At 73.5% G+C, this 14,202-nt stretch carries 13 protein-coding genes; 10 read left to right on the forward strand and 3 right to left on the reverse strand.

What is annotated here, in order from left to right; genetic code table 11:
- Positions 1–41 precede the first annotated feature (41 nt).
- A complete protein-coding gene (locus ABZ738_RS00705) occupies positions 42–1,037 on the reverse strand; it encodes an ATP-binding cassette domain-containing protein (RefSeq protein ID WP_131054220.1) in 996 nt (331 codons plus the stop codon).
- A gap of 2 nt (positions 1,038–1,039) precedes the next feature.
- Between ABZ738_RS00705 and ABZ738_RS00710 the strand changes: the two genes are divergently transcribed.
- The 4 genes from ABZ738_RS00710 to ABZ738_RS00725 all read left to right on the forward strand — a co-directional run bounded on the left by ABZ738_RS00710 (position 1,040) and on the right by ABZ738_RS00725 (position 5,513).
- On the forward strand, positions 1,040–1,726 hold the full coding sequence (locus ABZ738_RS00710) for an ABC transporter permease (RefSeq protein WP_131054219.1): 687 nt from the start codon (positions 1,040–1,042) through the stop codon (positions 1,724–1,726).
- A gap of 43 nt (positions 1,727–1,769) precedes the next feature.
- Entirely contained in the window at positions 1,770–2,492 is a 723-nt protein-coding gene (locus ABZ738_RS00715) for an ABC transporter permease subunit (RefSeq protein WP_131054218.1), read from the forward strand.
- Between the two features lie 200 nt (positions 2,493–2,692).
- Positions 2,693–3,691, forward strand: coding sequence for a glycine betaine ABC transporter substrate-binding protein (locus tag ABZ738_RS00720; protein WP_131054217.1), 999 nt, complete (start codon positions 2,693–2,695; stop codon positions 3,689–3,691).
- Positions 3,692–3,845: 154 nt separating this feature from the next.
- On the forward strand, positions 3,846–5,513 hold the full coding sequence (locus tag ABZ738_RS00725) for a hypothetical protein (protein ID WP_357210161.1): 1,668 nt from the start codon (positions 3,846–3,848) through the stop codon (positions 5,511–5,513).
- A gap of 12 nt (positions 5,514–5,525) precedes the next feature.
- On the opposite strand, the gene ABZ738_RS00730 is transcribed toward ABZ738_RS00725, so the two are convergent.
- A complete protein-coding gene (locus ABZ738_RS00730) occupies positions 5,526–6,707 on the reverse strand; it encodes an NADH-quinone oxidoreductase subunit D (protein WP_176095417.1) in 1,182 nt (393 codons plus the stop codon).
- A 13-nt stretch (positions 6,708–6,720) separates the two neighbouring features.
- Positions 6,721–8,091, reverse strand: coding sequence for an SAM-dependent methyltransferase (locus ABZ738_RS00735; protein WP_357210163.1), 1,371 nt, complete (start codon positions 8,089–8,091; stop codon positions 6,721–6,723).
- Between the two features lie 111 nt (positions 8,092–8,202).
- Here ABZ738_RS00735 and ABZ738_RS00740 point away from each other — a divergent pair, with 111 nt between their 5' ends.
- The 6 genes from ABZ738_RS00740 to nadC all read left to right on the forward strand — a co-directional run bounded on the left by ABZ738_RS00740 (position 8,203) and on the right by nadC (position 14,198).
- Positions 8,203–9,165: a DUF2520 domain-containing protein gene (locus ABZ738_RS00740; RefSeq protein ID WP_131057640.1), complete on the forward strand. Its 963-nt coding sequence runs from the start codon at positions 8,203–8,205 to the stop codon at positions 9,163–9,165.
- Between the two features lie 47 nt (positions 9,166–9,212).
- Positions 9,213–10,061: a pantoate--beta-alanine ligase gene (panC, locus tag ABZ738_RS00745; RefSeq protein WP_357210166.1), complete on the forward strand. Its 849-nt coding sequence runs from the start codon at positions 9,213–9,215 to the stop codon at positions 10,059–10,061.
- A 27-nt stretch (positions 10,062–10,088) separates the two neighbouring features.
- A complete protein-coding gene (gene panD, locus ABZ738_RS00750; protein ID WP_131053714.1) occupies positions 10,089–10,508 on the forward strand; it encodes an aspartate 1-decarboxylase in 420 nt (139 codons plus the stop codon).
- 147 nt (positions 10,509–10,655) lie between these two features.
- Positions 10,656–11,552 carry a septum formation family protein gene (locus ABZ738_RS00755; RefSeq protein WP_131053715.1) on the forward strand — a complete coding sequence of 299 codons (897 nt, stop codon included), beginning with the start codon at positions 10,656–10,658 and terminating at the stop codon, positions 11,550–11,552.
- Between the two features lie 61 nt (positions 11,553–11,613).
- Entirely contained in the window at positions 11,614–13,305 is a 1,692-nt protein-coding gene (locus ABZ738_RS00760) for an L-aspartate oxidase (protein ID WP_131053716.1), read from the forward strand.
- The gene (gene nadC, locus ABZ738_RS00765) at positions 13,305–14,198 is read left to right on the forward strand and encodes a carboxylating nicotinate-nucleotide diphosphorylase (protein WP_357210170.1); all 894 of its coding nucleotides are present in this window, start codon (positions 13,305–13,307) and stop codon (positions 14,196–14,198) included. The genes ABZ738_RS00760 and nadC overlap by 1 nt, the downstream gene beginning before the upstream one ends.
- The last annotated feature ends 4 nt before the right edge of the window (positions 14,199–14,202 follow it).

The following is a 14,202-nucleotide window of genomic DNA, read 5'->3' on the forward strand; positions in this document are numbered from 1 at the left end:
TCGGCGGGCCCGGTTTCGCGTCGACCGAGGTGCGGCGCGGCTCAGCCGGTCGGTTCGGCCAGGGTGAGGACGCGTTCCCGGCTGAGCAACCCGACCGGGCGACCGTCCTCGGTGACGAGGGCCCGACCCTGCGTCGAGGTGAGCAGCACCGCCAACGCGTCGTACGCCGAACCGCCCAGCGGCACCGAGGGCAGTTCCGCCGTGCCGTCGGCGGGCAGCGGTTCGAGCACCTCCCGGGTCAGCGGGGTCACCGCCAGCCGCCGGATGCCCCGGTCGGCGCCGACGAACTCGCGGACGAACGGGGTGGCGGGGCTGCCGAGCAGGGCCGCCGGGGTGTCGTACTGCTCCAGGTGTCCGCCCTCGGAGAGCACCGCGATGCGGTCGCCGAGCCGTACCGCCTCGTCCAGGTCGTGGGTGACCAGGACGATTGTCTTGCGGACCTCGGCCTGGAGCCGCAGGAACTCCTCCTGCAACCGGGTCCGCACGATCGGGTCCACGGCGGAGAACGGCTCGTCCATCAGCAGCACCACCGGGTCGGCCGCGAGTGCCCGGGCCACGCCGACCCGCTGCCGTTGACCGCCGGAGAGTTCGTGCGGGTAGCGCCGGCCGAACTGCGCCGGATCGAGGCCGACCAGCTCCAGCAGTTCGTCGACGCGGCGCCGGGCCCGGTCCCGGGGCCAGCCGAGCAGGCGGGGCACGGTGGCCACGTTGGCGGCCACCGTCTGGTGCGGGAACAGGCCGACGTTCTGGATGACGTACCCGATCTGTCGCCGCAGTTTCACCGGGTCGACCCGGGTCACGTCGGACTCGCCGAGCACGATCCGGCCGGCGGTCGGCTCGATCAGGCGGTTGACCATCCGCAACACGGTCGACTTGCCGCACCCGGAGGGCCCGATCAGCACGACCAGCTCACCCGCGTCGATGTGCAGGCTGAGGTCGCGGACGGCCTCGGTACCGTCCGGATACCGCTTGCCGATACCGTCGAGAGTGATCGACGCCGCGCGCCGACCGTCGTCGGTGGCCGGGGTAACGTCCACGTATGTCCTTCCGCCTGAGCTACCGGGCCGACCCGGGTAACCCGTGGTTCTCCTGGCAGTACGTGCGGGACAACTCTGACACGGTGTTGGCCGCCCTGCGGGACCACACCACGCTGACCCTACGGGCGGTGCTGATCGCGGCGCTGATCGCCGTCCCGCTGGCCGTCGTGGCGTACTGGTTCCGGCCGTTGACCGGTCCGATTCTCGCACTCACCGGGGTGCTCTACACCGTCCCGTCCCTGGCGCTGTTCGCGTTCATCGCGCCGTACCTGGGCATCGGGGTGACGACGGTGCTCAGCGTGGTGGTGCTCTACGCGCTGCTGGTGATCGTCCGGAACGCCGTTGCCGGGCTCAACCAGGTGCCGGTCGAGGTACGCGAGGCGGCCGAGGGCATGGGTTACGGCCGCTGGGGCCGACTGCTGCGGGTGGAACTGCCGCTGGCCCTGCCCGGCATCCTCACCGGCCTGCGGCTGGCCACGGTCTCCACCGTCGCGCTGGTCACCGTCGGTGTGGTGATCGGGCGCGGCGGCCTCGGGCAGATCATCTTCGCGGGTTTCCAGAACAACTTCTACAAGGCCCAGATCATGACCGGGACGCTGCTCTGCGTGCTGCTGGCGCTGGTGCTCGACCTGTTCCTGGTCGGCGTCGGCCGGCTGCTCACCCCGTGGCTGCGCGGGCGGGTCGGATGAGCGCGGACGCGGCGGGCGGCCGGCGGACCGGCGGGAGGACGCCATGAACCCCGTGGAGCAGGCGGTGGTCTGGCTCAACGACCCGTTGAACTGGACCAACCCGGGCGGGGCACTGGACCGGCTCGGCGAGCACGTCAGCATGTCGGCCACGGCCGTGCTGCTGGGCTGCCTGGTGGCCTGGCCGCTCGGGCTGTGGCTGGGACACACCGGTCGGGGCGGCGGCGTGGTGGTGCTGGTCTCCAACGTCACCCTGGCGGTGCCCACGTTGGCGCTGTTGACCATCCTGCCGTTGACCTTCCTCGGCTTCGGCCGCCCGGCCGTGGTGGTCGCCCTGGCGGTGTTCGCGGTGCCGCCGCTGCTGGCCAACGCGTACACCGGGGTGCGGCAGGTCGACCCGCAGATCCGGGAGGCGGCCCGGGGGATGGGGATGACCGGCAGGCAGGTGCTGCGTCGGGTCGAGTTGCCGCTCGCGGTGCCCTATCTGGCTGCCGGGTTCCGGACCGCCGCCGTTCAGGTGGTCGCCACGGCGGCCCTGGCGACCTTCGTCAACGGTGGTGGCCTGGGGGAGATCATCCGATTCGGCTTCGGGCTGAGCATCGCGGTCGGCGGGGGACAGATCCTCGCCGGTGGCCTGCTGGTGGCCGCGCTCGCGGTCAGCGTCGAACTGATCTTCGCCGGGGTCGAGCGGATGGTCACGCCCCGCCCGCTGCGTCGCGTCCGGCGTCGGGCCGCACGACGCGCGGCGGACGCGGTCACCGGCACCTGAGTCGCCCTGGAGTCGCCGGTCCGGGTGGCCCGTCGCGCCGCCGTCGTGGACGGATGGTGACGTTCCGGTGACGAAGTTCTCTCCGAGTTGTCGGTGCCCGCCACCAGGATGTTGGGTGGGACTGCGGGCGGCTGATGCGGATCGCCCGTCGGACACGCGGCCGGCCCGAGGGGTCGCGCCGGGACACGGAAGGCGGGCACATGCGCGCAGGTAGAAGACTGTCCATCGCGTTCGTCGGCGCGATCGCCGCCGCGGGCGTGCTGGCCGGATGTGGTGAGGCCGGCTCGTCCGGCACCGAGGCGCCGCAGCAGGGGGCCTCGGGGGAGGGCTGCGCACCGGTGGCCGGCGAGCAGCTCATCGCGCTCGACGACGACAAGTCCCTGCAGAACGCGGACAACATCATTCCGGCGATCAACAGCGAGGTGTCCACGCCGCAGCTCGTCGCGGCGCTGGACAAGGTCTCGTCGGTGCTCGACACCCCCAAGCTGGTGCAGCTCAACAAGGCGGTCGACGTGGACCGCAAGAGCGCCCAGGTGGCCGCGCAGGAGTTCGCCACGGCCAACTCGCTGGCCGACGGGGTCGAGCGGGGACCGGGCGGGCGCCTGACCGTGGGCGCCGGCAACTTCACCGAGAGTGAGATCATCGCCGAGCTCTACAAGATCCAGCTGACGGCGGCCGGCTACCAGGTCACCGTCCAGCAGATCGGCAACCGGGAGCTGTACGAGCCGGCGCTGGAGAAGGGCGAGATCCAGGTCGTCCCCGAGTACGCGGCCACCATGGCCGAGTTCCTCAACGGCAAGGCGGGCGGCGGTCAGCCGGTCTCCTCGCCGGACGTGGAAGCCACCGTGACCGCCCTGCGCGGCCTCGGCGAGAAGGCCGGCCTGACCTTCGGTGCCCCGGCCGCCGCCCAGAGCCAGAACGCGTTCGCGGTGACCCAGGAGTTCGCCGACAAGTACGGCGTGCGGACCCTCTCCGAGCTGGCCGAGAAGTGCTCGGGTACGGCCACCGTGCTGGGCGGCCCGCCGGAGTGCCAGGAGCGCCCGTTCTGCAAGCCCGGCCTGGAGGAGAAGTACGGCCTCACGGTCGGTTCGTTCTCGTCCCTCGACGGTGGTGGCCCGCTGACCAAGACCGGTCTGCGTAACGGCACGATCAGTGTCGGGCTGGTCTTCTCCACCGACGCGGCGTACGCGCAGAACTGACCCGTCGACTCCCGGCGCCCTCGGTCGAATCCGGCCGGGGGCGCCGCGTCGTCGCTGGTCCCCGGCAAGTGCCGCGAAATCGGCGCATCGCCCACCGAAAGGTCTTCGGTCGAGCCGTTCCCACCCACCGCAACTCTCGGTAGGGTCAGGACCCATGCCTGCCCCGGTACCCGTCGACGCGCGCAACAAAAAAATGCTGAAAGCGCTCTTCTGGGGCGGTGTGGCGCTGGCCCCCGTCGCGGCGCTGATCCTGCTGGTCGCCGACGGCAACGGCCCGCTCCGCTTCGCCGCGGTGCTGGCCATCATGGCCGTGGTGTTCATCGGCCTCTCCATCGCCTTGCGGACCGAGGGGGACGGGTCGGCGCGCAGCGAGGAGCTGCGCGCGGACCTCGACGAGCTCCGCCGCGAACTGCGGGGCGAGATCGTGGCCGCCGCCCAGCGCGGCAACCAGGCGCTCACCGAGGCCCAACGGGCCCACGAGGCGTTGGCGGGGCTGCGGCGTCGGCTCGACGCGGGCGCCGCCCAGTTGGCCGGTGCCGCCCAGGTGGCCGGTGCCGAGGAGGCACCCGGCCCGGGTCGGGCCCGGGTCCCGGCGCCCGCTGCGGAGGCACCGCCCCGGTACGCCGAGCGGCCCGCCGGCACGACCGGCACCTACGGTGCGGCCCAGGTCGCGGAGCCCGCTTCCGGGGTGTACGGAGCGGCTGCGACCGCCGAACCCGACGCCGCCACGACCGGCGGTTTCGCCGAGGACCGTCCGGCATCGCGAGGCGGTGAGGACCGGTCGTCCGGGTACGGCGCCGACCGTCCGGCGGCGACCGCGGGGGTCTACGGCGCGGCCAACCGCCAGGAGCCGGAGAGCCGCTCTGGTGACCACGCGCACCGCCCGCACGGGGTGGTCCGGCACACCGAGACCGTGCACGTCACCACCCGGCACACCGTCGTGGACGGTGGAGGCGGGGAGTCCGGTGGCCGCTACGGCGGCTACGGGACGACCTGGCCGGACGAGCGGCAGCGGGGCGGCCACGCCGCCGAGCGGGACGACCGGTCGTGGTCCGACGCGGACGAGCGTTCCCGCCGGGGCGAGAGCCGTTCCTGGTCGGCCCCGCCCGGCCGCGAGGAGGAGCGGTCCTGGTCGTCCGGTGCGGCCCGGGCCGACGACCGTCCCCGGTCCGGCCGGGCCCGCGAGGAGGACACCTCCTGGGGGGAACCGCCCCAGGAACGGTCCTGGAGCGGCGCGTACGACGACCGTGCCGGCCACCGCGACGACCGCCCGGCCTACCGGGACGAGTACGCCGGATATCGAGACGACCGACCGACGGGCCGGGACGACCGGGGGTGGGACGGCGGTGCCGCGCGGTGGGAGGCGGCTCCCGAGGCCCCGGCCGAGAACCGGACGGCCCGGCCGGACGACACCGGGGAGTACTGGGCGCAGATGCGCGCCGGTGACCGCTGGGCCGCCGTACGCGACGACGACCAGGGCCGGGAACTGCGGGTCGGTGAGCGGCGCGCCGAGGTGCACGCCGACCAGACCGGCACCGAGTACCGGATGCAGGACCGCTGGGCCAGTGTGCGACAGGACGAGCCACGGCGGGCCCGAGACGAGGCGTGGCGGGAGGGCCGGGGCGAGCCGGAGGGCCAGCCGGCGCTGCCGCCCGGCGGGGTCCCGGTGCCGCAGGAGTGGCGGCCGCCCCGTCAGCGTGCTCCACAGCCCGAACCGGTCCGGGGGCGCCCGGAACCGGAGCCGTACGGGCGGCGGCACCAGGCCGAGGAGCCCGGCTACGACCGGCAGGGCTACGAACCCGACCGGGGTCGCTGGCGCTGACCGGTCGCCGGCCTACTTGTCGATGTCGCCGACCACGAAGAACATCGAGCCGAGAATGGCGATCAGGTCCGGCACCAGGCAGCCCGGCAGCAGCGTGGCGAGTGCCTGCACGTTCGCGTACGACGCGGTGCGCAACTTGAGCCGCCACGGCGTCTTCTCACCCCGCGACACCAGGTAGTAACCGTTGATGCCGAGCGGGTTCTCCGTCCAGGCATAGGTGTGACCCTCGGGCGCCTTGAGCACCTTCGGCAGCCGGGTGTTGATCGGCCCGGTGAGCCGGTCCACCCGGTCGAGGCACTGTTCGGCCAGGTCCAACGAGGCGTACACCTGGTCGAGGAGGACCTCGAAGCGGGCGTGGCAGTCGCCGGTGGTGCGGGTGACCACCGGCACGTCGAGCTGGTCGTAGGCGAGGTACGGCTCGTCGCGGCGTAGGTCCAGGTCCAGCCCGGAGGCCCGGGCGACCGGCCCGGAGGCGCCGAACGCGGCGGCGTCGGCGGCGGAGAGCACCCCCACCCCGACGGTCCGGGCCAGGAAGATGTCGTTGCGCCGGATCAGATTGTCCAGGTCGGGCATTCGACGGCGTACCTCGCCGACGGCGGCGCGGGCCCGCCCGGTCCAACCGGACGGCACCTCCTCCTTCAGGCCGCCCACCCGGTTGAACATGTAGTGGATCCGCCCGCCGGAGACCTCCTCCATCACCGTCTGGAGCGTCTCCCGTTCCCGGAAGGCATAGAACATCGGCGTGATCGCGCCGATCTCCAGCGGGTACGAGCCGAGGAACATCAGGTGGTTGAGCACCCGGTTCAGCTCGGCCAGCGCCATCCGCAGCCAGGTGGCCCGCTCCGGCACCTCCATACCCATCAGCCGTTCGACCGCGAGCACCACGCCCAACTCGTTGGCGAAGGCGGAGAGCCAGTCGTGCCGGTTGGCCAGCACTATGATCTGCCGGTAGTCGCGTACCTCGAACAGCTTCTCCGCGCCCCGGTGCATGTAGCCCACGATGGGCTCGGCGGCGATCACCCGTTCGCCGTCGAGGACGAGCTTGAGCCGCAGCACACCGTGGGTGGAGGGGTGCTGCGGCCCGATGTTGAGCACCATGTCCGTGCCGAGCTGCTCCCCACCGGTGCCCGCCACCAGCCCGGCACCGGTGCCGACGGTCAGCTCGCGCAGGTCGCCCGTGGTCATGCCCGCCATCGTGCCATGAACGTCAGGACCACAGTGGCAGCCGGTCCACGGCCAGCCCGACCGGCTGCCAGAGCCACAGATGCCCGCCGAGCCCGGCCGGATCGGTCAGTTCGGCCGCCGCCGTCGCCTCGGCCAGCGCCCGCACGTACCCGGCCGGATCCTGGTAGGCCAGGCTCAACGGTGGTCGCCCGCCGTCGGCCCCGAGCGCCCGCAGCCCCTCCCGCTGAGTCCCCAGGGAGTACGCACACCGCGCGACCCGCTCACCGGCAGAGGCGACCGAGTCCATGGCGACGTGCGCCGTCACGTCACACGACCCGTCCGGCACCGGTGGCACCTGTCGCCCACCTCGGTACCCGGTCAACGACCCCTCGAAGGGCCGGCTCGTACGCAGGTGCCCGTAGTCCACCGCGACGGCCAGCCCACGCTCGACGTGGCCTACCGCAGCGGCCCACGCCTCGTCCCGGCTCCGCCCGATCTCGGCGCGCTCGACGGTGAGGGTGCGGTCCGTTGGGGTTTCCGGGCAGCCCGACCGGCTCCGGGCGGTCAGGCTTGATCCCTGCGCCGGTCGGGCTGCCCGGAAACCCGACCTGGTCGGGCTGTGGGGGCTCAGGGGGTGGGCGTTCGCGTCCGGTGGGAGGTCAAGGGCGAGCTCCGGCGAGCCTTCGGGTGGGTCCGTGGGGTGGGGTTGGTTTTGTGGGGGCCACCAGGTGGTGAGCCAGGTGGCGTCTGTAGGGCTGACCGGGTCACCTGTCGTCTCCTCGCCCGACGTCGGGTCGACGAGGAGGTAGCGCCAGCCGTCCTCGGTGTGGACGGCCAGGTCCAGCGGCACGTTGTCCAGCCATTCGGTGGCCAGCAGCAGCCCGGTGACGCCGTCGGGGATCTCATCTGTCCAGGCGATCTGTTCGGGCAGATCATCCGGTCGCGGTGCCACCTCGACCGCAGTGAACCGCACCCGCTCCACCAGCGGAACCCCTGGACCCCCGCGCGCCGACGAGACGGTCCCACCCTCCCCGAGTCCCGCCGTACCCCCAACCCCCGGGGTGAAGCCTCCGGCACGGACGGCGGCCGTGGAAGTCAGGGTTTCCGGGGAGCCCACCCGCGCAGGGATCAAGCCTGACCGCCCGGAGCGGGTGGGCTCCCCGGAAACCCCCACCGCAACAGACAACGAACAGAGCAGCTCACCCCGACCCGCCCCCACATCCACCACGTCGAACCGGTCGGGAAAGCCGAGAGCCGCGTCGAGGTGGTGGATCAACCGCAGCAGCGCCGAGGCGAAGACCGGGGAGGCGTGCACGCTGGTGCGGAAGTGTGCCGCCGGCCCGGCACCGGCGACGAAGAACCCCGAGGGTCCGTAGAGCGCCTGCTGCATGGCGGCCCGCCAAGGCATCGACATCGGGGTACCTCCTCGGCGTCGGTGAACGATTTCACACATCCTTGTTTGAGATCCGTGTCAGCGACGCATACTTGCCCCGACCGGTACCCATCTCGAGGACTGGATCGTGACATGAGCGCACCGCTGCGCCACCATCCGGCCGCCCTTCGGCGGCCTGCGACCGGCCCGTCGGCCCAGGTCGTGAACCATGCCGTACTCACCGTGGGCGTCATCGGCGCCGGCCGGGTCGGTGCCACGCTGGGCGCCGCGCTCGCCGCCGCCGGGCACCGGGTGGTCGCCGCCACCGGGCGTTCCGGGGCCTCCCAGGCCCGGCTGGCGTTGCTGCTGCCGGCCACCGCCTGCCGTCCCGCCGAGGCGGTCGCCCGGTCCGCCGCCGACCTGCTGCTGATCGCCGTACCCGACGACGCGCTCGCCGGGGTGGTCGCCGCGATGGCCGCCGACGGGGCGTTGCACCCGGGCCAGGTGGTCGCGCACACCTCCGGCGCGCACGGCCTGTCCGTGCTGGCACCGGCCGTCCGGGTCGGTGCCCGACCGCTGGCGTTGCATCCCGCGATGACGTTCACCGGTACGCCGGACGACCTCGGCCGGCTGCCCGGCATCTCGTACGGGGTGACCGCCCCGGCCGAGCTTCGGCCGTTGGCCGCCCGGCTGGTGACGGATCTGGGCGGGGTGCCCGAGTGGATCGGGGAGGCCGACCGGCCGCTGTACCACGCGGCGCTGGCGCACGGTGCGAACCACCTGGTGACCCTGGTCAACGAGGCGGCGGACCGGCTACGGGACGCCGGGGTGGGTCGACCCGAGAAGGTGCTGGCCCCGCTGCTGCGAGCCGCGCTGGAGAACGCGCTACGGCTGGGCGACGACGCGTTGACCGGCCCGGTGTCCCGGGGTGACGCGGGCACCGTCGAGCGTCACCTGGCCGCGCTCGCCGCCACCGCGCCCGAGGCGGTCGGCGCGTACCTGGCTCTGGCTCGGCGTACCGCCGACCGGGCGGTGGCCGCCGGCCGGCTGCGACCGGTGGACGCCGAGTCGTTGCTCGGCGTGCTCGGCCGGGACCAGACCGGAGTGGCGGCGTGACACCGGGTGACGGGGCGGTCCGGCCGATACCCAGGGAGGCGGACGAGATGACGGAACTGGTGCACAGCCGGGCCGACCTGGCCCGGGCGCGGTCCGCCCGCACCGGCACGGTGGGGGTGGTGATGACCATGGGGGCGCTGCACTCCGGGCACGAGACGCTGATCCGGGCCGCCCGGGACCGCGTCGACCACGTGATCGTGACGATCTTCGTGAACCCGTTGCAGTTCGGGCCGAACGAGGATTTCGACCGCTATCCGCGTACCCTGGGAACTGATCTTGAGGTGTGCCGGCGGGCCGGGGCCGACCTGGTCTTCGCGCCCTCGGTGACGGACATGTACCCCGGCGGCCAGCCGGCGGTCCGGGTCAACCCGGGGCCGCTCGGCGAGGACCTGGAGGGGCTCAGCCGACCCGGGTTCTTCCACGGCGTGCTGACCGTGGTGATGAAGCTGCTCCAGCTCACCCGGCCGGATCTGACGTTCTTCGGTGAGAAGGACTACCAGCAGTTGACCCTGGTCCGGCGGATGTGCCGGGACCTGGACGTACCGGTCGAGGTGGTCGGCGTGCCGACGGTCCGGGAACCGGACGGGTTGGCGCTCTCCAGCCGCAACCGGTACCTCTCCGCCCCGGAGCGGACGGCGGCGCTGAGCCTGTCGCGGGCGCTGCGCGCCGGTGCCGACGCCGCCGAGGCCGGCGGGGACGCCGGGGCGGTGCTGACCGCCGCGCACGCGGCCTTCGGCGCCGCAGCCGCCGGTGCCCGGCTGGACTACCTGGTGCTCGCCGATCCCGATCTGGCGCCCGGCCCGGTCGAGGGTCCGGCGCGGCTGCTCGTCGCGGCCTGGGTGGGCGAGACCCGGCTGATCGACAACGCTCCGGTCCGGCTCGCCCCGACCTCCTGACCCCGCAGCTCGCGAAAGGCGTTCCCGATGTACCGCACCATGCTCAAGTCGAAGATCCACCGGGCCACCGTCACCCAGGCGGACCTGCACTACGTCGGTTCGGTGACCGTCGACGAGGATCTGCTCGACGCCGCCGACCTGCTGCCCGGCGAGCAGGTGGCGATCGTGGACATCACCAACGGCGCCCGGCTGGAGACGTACGTGATCCCGGGGCGGCGGGGCAGCGGCGTGATCGGCATCAACGGCGCCGCCGCCCACCTGGTGCACCCGGGCGACCTGGTGATCCTGATCTCGTACGGGCAGATGGACGACGCCGAGGCGCGGTCGTACCACCCTCGGGTGGTGCACGTCGACGCCGAGAACCGGATCGTCGAGCTGGACGCCGACCCGGCGACCGCCGCGCCCGGCACCGCCGGCGCCCCCATCCCCAACCCGCTCACGGTGTAAGGAAGGGCCCCCTGCTAACGCCTCGTGTATAGGAAGGGTCCCCTCCTTACACACATGCCCGGGAATCCGGTCTGTCACCGGAAGGTCATTTTTGGTTACCCTGGGGGCGCCGTCGGGAGACGGTCGCTGGCTGGGGGAGGCGGCGTCATGCAGCGTGCGACGAGAAGCCTGGTCGCGGCCTTCGCCGTGGCGGCCCTGCTGGTGGGCTGCAGCGGGTCCGGTGGGCTCGACGGTGACCTGATCGACGACTGGGGGGCTCTGCCGCCACCCGGTCCGTTCACCCCGGCCGCCCAGGTCTGCCACGAGCCCGAGTTCACCCCCACCGTCTCGCTGGCCGCGTACGCGCCGGTGGACTGCGCGCAGCCGCACCGGGTGGAGACGGTGCACGTCGGTGCGTTGCCGGCCGACCGTGCCGCACCGCCCGCCGTGGGTTCCGCCGAACTGCGGACCGCCTTCGCCGAGTGCGACAACCGGGCCAATGGCTTCGTCGGTGACAACTGGCGGGCCGGCCGGCTGCGGCTGGCCGTGGCGGTGCCCTCCGAGCCGGGCTGGGCCGCCGGTTCGCGGTGGTACCGCTGCGACCTGATGGAGGTGACCACGGCCGAGGCGGCGGCCACGGTGGTGCTGCGTACCGGTTCGCTGCGGGACGCGCTCCGGGCACCGTCGCCGGTGCGGTTGGGTTGCCAGCAGACGCGTACCGACCGGAACAGGATGGTGCAGACCCTGGTCGCGGTGGACTGCGCCACGCGCCACGACGCCGAGTTCGTCGGGGTGTGGCAGTCGCCCGAGCGGGCGTACCCGACGCGCAGCGCCCAGTGGGCGCCGTTCTACGAGGGTTGCCGTGCGGTGATCGCGCGCTACGCGGGCGTACCGAACGACACGGACCTGGTCTTCCGCAGCGACCTGGTGGTCCGGCCGCCGGGGGCCGGCCGGTGGCGGGCCGGGGACCGGGGGGTCCGCTGCTACCTGTGGCTCGGTGACCGCAAGGTGACCGGCTCGCTCAAGGGTGCCGGTCCGGCCGGCCTGCCGGTCCGGACGAAGTAGCAAGAACCACTCGTCCGGCCCCCGCCGTCCGAGCCGAGACGCATTCGGGTTGACTGGTGGCATGGAGCTCCCGACCGTCGGCCTGCCCACGTTGCCGAGCCTGCTGGCCGCCCCGGCGCCCGGCTGGGTGGAGACCACCGACGTGATCGTGGTCGGCTCCGGGGTGGCCGGGCTGACCGCCGCGCTGCACCTGCGCCGGGCCGGACTGCACGTCACGGTGGTCACCAAGGTCAACATCGACGAGGGGTCGACCCGCTGGGCCCAGGGCGGCATCGCGGCGGTCCTCGACCCGGCGGACACCCCGGCGATGCACGCCTCGGACACCGAGATCGCCGGCGTCGGCCTCTGCGACCCGGCGGCGGTGCGGGTACTGGTCGAGGAGGGACCGACCCGACTGCGCGAGCTGATGCGGATCGGTGCCGAGTTCGACCGCCACCCGGACGGCTCGCTGATGCTCACCCGCGAGGGCGGACACCGCGCCGACCGCATCGTGCACGCCGGCGGCGACGCGACCGGCGCCGAGGTCCAACGCGCCCTGCACGAGTCGGTACGCCGCGACCCGTGGATCCGGCTCGTCGAGCACGCGCTGGTGCTGGACCTGCTCCGCGCCCCCGGCGACGGCCCGGACGGGCTGGGCCGGGCGTGCGGCATCACCCTGCACGTGCTCGGCGAGGGCAGCGAGGACGGGGTCGGCGCCATCCTCGGACGCGCCGTGGTGCTGGCCACCGGCGGGATGGGGCAGATCTTCGCGGCGACCACCAATCCCGCCGTCTCCACCGGCGACGGCGTGGCGCTCGCGATGCGGGCCGGCGCGGCAGTCACCGACGTGGAGTTCGTGCAGTTCCACCCGACCGCGCTGATCGTGCCGCCGGCCGCCCGGGTACCCGGTGCCGGGCACGCCCAGCAGCCGCTGGTCTCCGAGGCGCTGCGGGGTGAGGGCGCGTACCTGGTGGACGCCGACGGCAAGCGGTTCATGCTCGGCCAGCACGACCTCGCCGAGCTGGCGCCCCGGGACGTGGTGGCCAAGGGCATCCACCGGGTCCTGCTGGACACCGGCGCGGACCACGTCCACCTCGACGCCCGACACCTCGGCGGCGACTTCCTGGCCCGACGCTTCCCCACCATCGTCGCCTCGTGCCTGGCCATCGGCGTCGACCCGGGAGCCGACCTGATCCCGGTCGCGCCGGCCGCCCACTACGCCTCCGGCGGCGTACGCACCGACCTGCGCGGCCGGACCTCCATCCCCGGCCTGTACGCCTGCGGCGAGGTCGCCTGCACCGGCGTGCACGGCGCCAACCGGCTGGCCAGCAACTCGCTGCTGGAGGGGCTGGTCTTCTCCCGGCGGATCGCCGACGACATCGCGTCCGGCCTGCCCGAGCAGGCCCGCCCGGCGGAGACCGGAGCGTGGCGCGGCGGCACCGGCTGGGTGGCGCCGGCAGCGGCGACCCCGAGGCTGCAACAGGCGATGACCCGGGGCGCCGGTGTGCTCCGCTCCGCCGGCACGCTCGCCGCGACCGCCGCCGAACTGGTCGACCTGGGCGCCGGCCGGGGCACCCCGCGTACCGCCGACTGGGAGGCGACCAACCTGCTCACGGTGGCCGCCACGCTGGTCGCCGCCGCGTACGCGCGGCAGGAGACCCGTGGCTGCCACTGGCGGGAGGACCACGGGGCGGCCGACGAGCGATGGCAGGGGCACCTGGTCGGCGCGATAGGCGCGCAGGGCCGGTTGACGACCCGGTGGGAGGAGAGCTGATGGCGGACACGGCACGGATGCTGCACGAGAACGGGCTCGACCCGGCGGAGGTGCGCCGGATCGTGGAGACGGCGCTGGTCGAGGACCTCGGTCCGGACCTGCTCGACGTCACCAGCGTCGCCACCATCCCGGCCACCCAGACCGACACCGCCGACCTGGTGGCCCGGGCCGACGGGGTGGTCGCCGGGCTGGCCGTCGCCGCCGCCGTGTTCGAGCTGGCCGGCGAGGTGACCGGGACGGGACGTACCGTCGAGGTGTCGCTGGTGGCCCGCGACGGCGAGCGGGTGGCGCGGGGCGACGTGCTCGCCACGGTCACCGGCCCCACCCGGGTGCTGCTCACGGCCGAGCGGACCGCGCTGAACCTGCTCTGCCGGATGTCCGGCGTCGCCACCCACACCCGGGCCTGGGCGGACGCCCTGGCCGGCAGCAAGGCGATGGTCCTGGACACCCGCAAGACCACGCCCGGCCTACGCGCCCTGGAGAAGTACGCGGTCCGCGCCGGTGGCGGCACGAACAAGCGGATGGGCCTGCACGACGTCGCCATGGTCAAGGACAACCACAAGTTCGCCGCCGGTGGTGTCGCCGCCGCCTACCGCCGGGTCCGGGAGGCGTTTCCGGACGTACCGGTGCAGGTGGAGGTGGACACCCTCGACGAGGCGGTGGAGGCGGTGGAGGCCGGCGCGGTCTTCCTGCTCCTGGACAACATGCCTCCGGAGACACTGCGCACGGTGGTGGCGGCGGTGGGTGACCGGGCCGAGTTGGAGGCGACCGGCGGGCTCACCCTCGCCGACGCCGCCGAGGTGGGCGCCACCGGTGTCGACTTCCTCTCCGTCGGCGCGCTCACCCACTCCTCGCCGATCCTGGACATCGCCCTGGACCTGCGTACGGACTGAACCC

Source organism: Micromonospora sp. NPDC047793 (assembly GCF_040642635.1).
Taxonomy (GTDB): Bacteria; Actinomycetota; Actinomycetes; order Mycobacteriales; family Micromonosporaceae; genus Micromonospora.

Excerpts from the sequence above, each read along its gene's own strand:
- ABZ738_RS00710 (WP_131054219.1), top strand. The coding sequence starts at position 1,040 with ATGTCCTTCCGCCTGAGCTACCGGGCCGACCCGGGTAACCCGTGGTTC.
- ABZ738_RS00715 (WP_131054218.1), top strand. The coding sequence starts at position 1,770 with ATGAACCCCGTGGAGCAGGCGGTGGTCTGGCTCAACGACCCGTTGAAC.
- ABZ738_RS00720 (WP_131054217.1), top strand. The coding sequence starts at position 2,693 with ATGCGCGCAGGTAGAAGACTGTCCATCGCGTTCGTCGGCGCGATCGCC.
- ABZ738_RS00725 (WP_357210161.1), top strand. The coding sequence starts at position 3,846 with ATGCCTGCCCCGGTACCCGTCGACGCGCGCAACAAAAAAATGCTGAAA.
- ABZ738_RS00730 (WP_176095417.1), bottom strand. The coding sequence starts at position 6,707 with ATGGCGGGCATGACCACGGGCGACCTGCGCGAGCTGACCGTCGGCACC.
- ABZ738_RS00735 (WP_357210163.1), bottom strand. The coding sequence starts at position 8,091 with ATGTCGATGCCTTGGCGGGCCGCCATGCAGCAGGCGCTCTACGGACCC.
- ABZ738_RS00740 (WP_131057640.1), top strand. The coding sequence starts at position 8,203 with ATGAGCGCACCGCTGCGCCACCATCCGGCCGCCCTTCGGCGGCCTGCG.
- panC (WP_357210166.1), top strand. The coding sequence starts at position 9,213 with ATGACGGAACTGGTGCACAGCCGGGCCGACCTGGCCCGGGCGCGGTCC.
- panD (WP_131053714.1), top strand. The coding sequence starts at position 10,089 with ATGTACCGCACCATGCTCAAGTCGAAGATCCACCGGGCCACCGTCACC.
- ABZ738_RS00755 (WP_131053715.1), top strand. The coding sequence starts at position 10,656 with ATGCAGCGTGCGACGAGAAGCCTGGTCGCGGCCTTCGCCGTGGCGGCC.
- ABZ738_RS00760 (WP_131053716.1), top strand. The coding sequence starts at position 11,614 with ATGGAGCTCCCGACCGTCGGCCTGCCCACGTTGCCGAGCCTGCTGGCC.
- nadC (WP_357210170.1), top strand. The coding sequence starts at position 13,305 with ATGGCGGACACGGCACGGATGCTGCACGAGAACGGGCTCGACCCGGCG.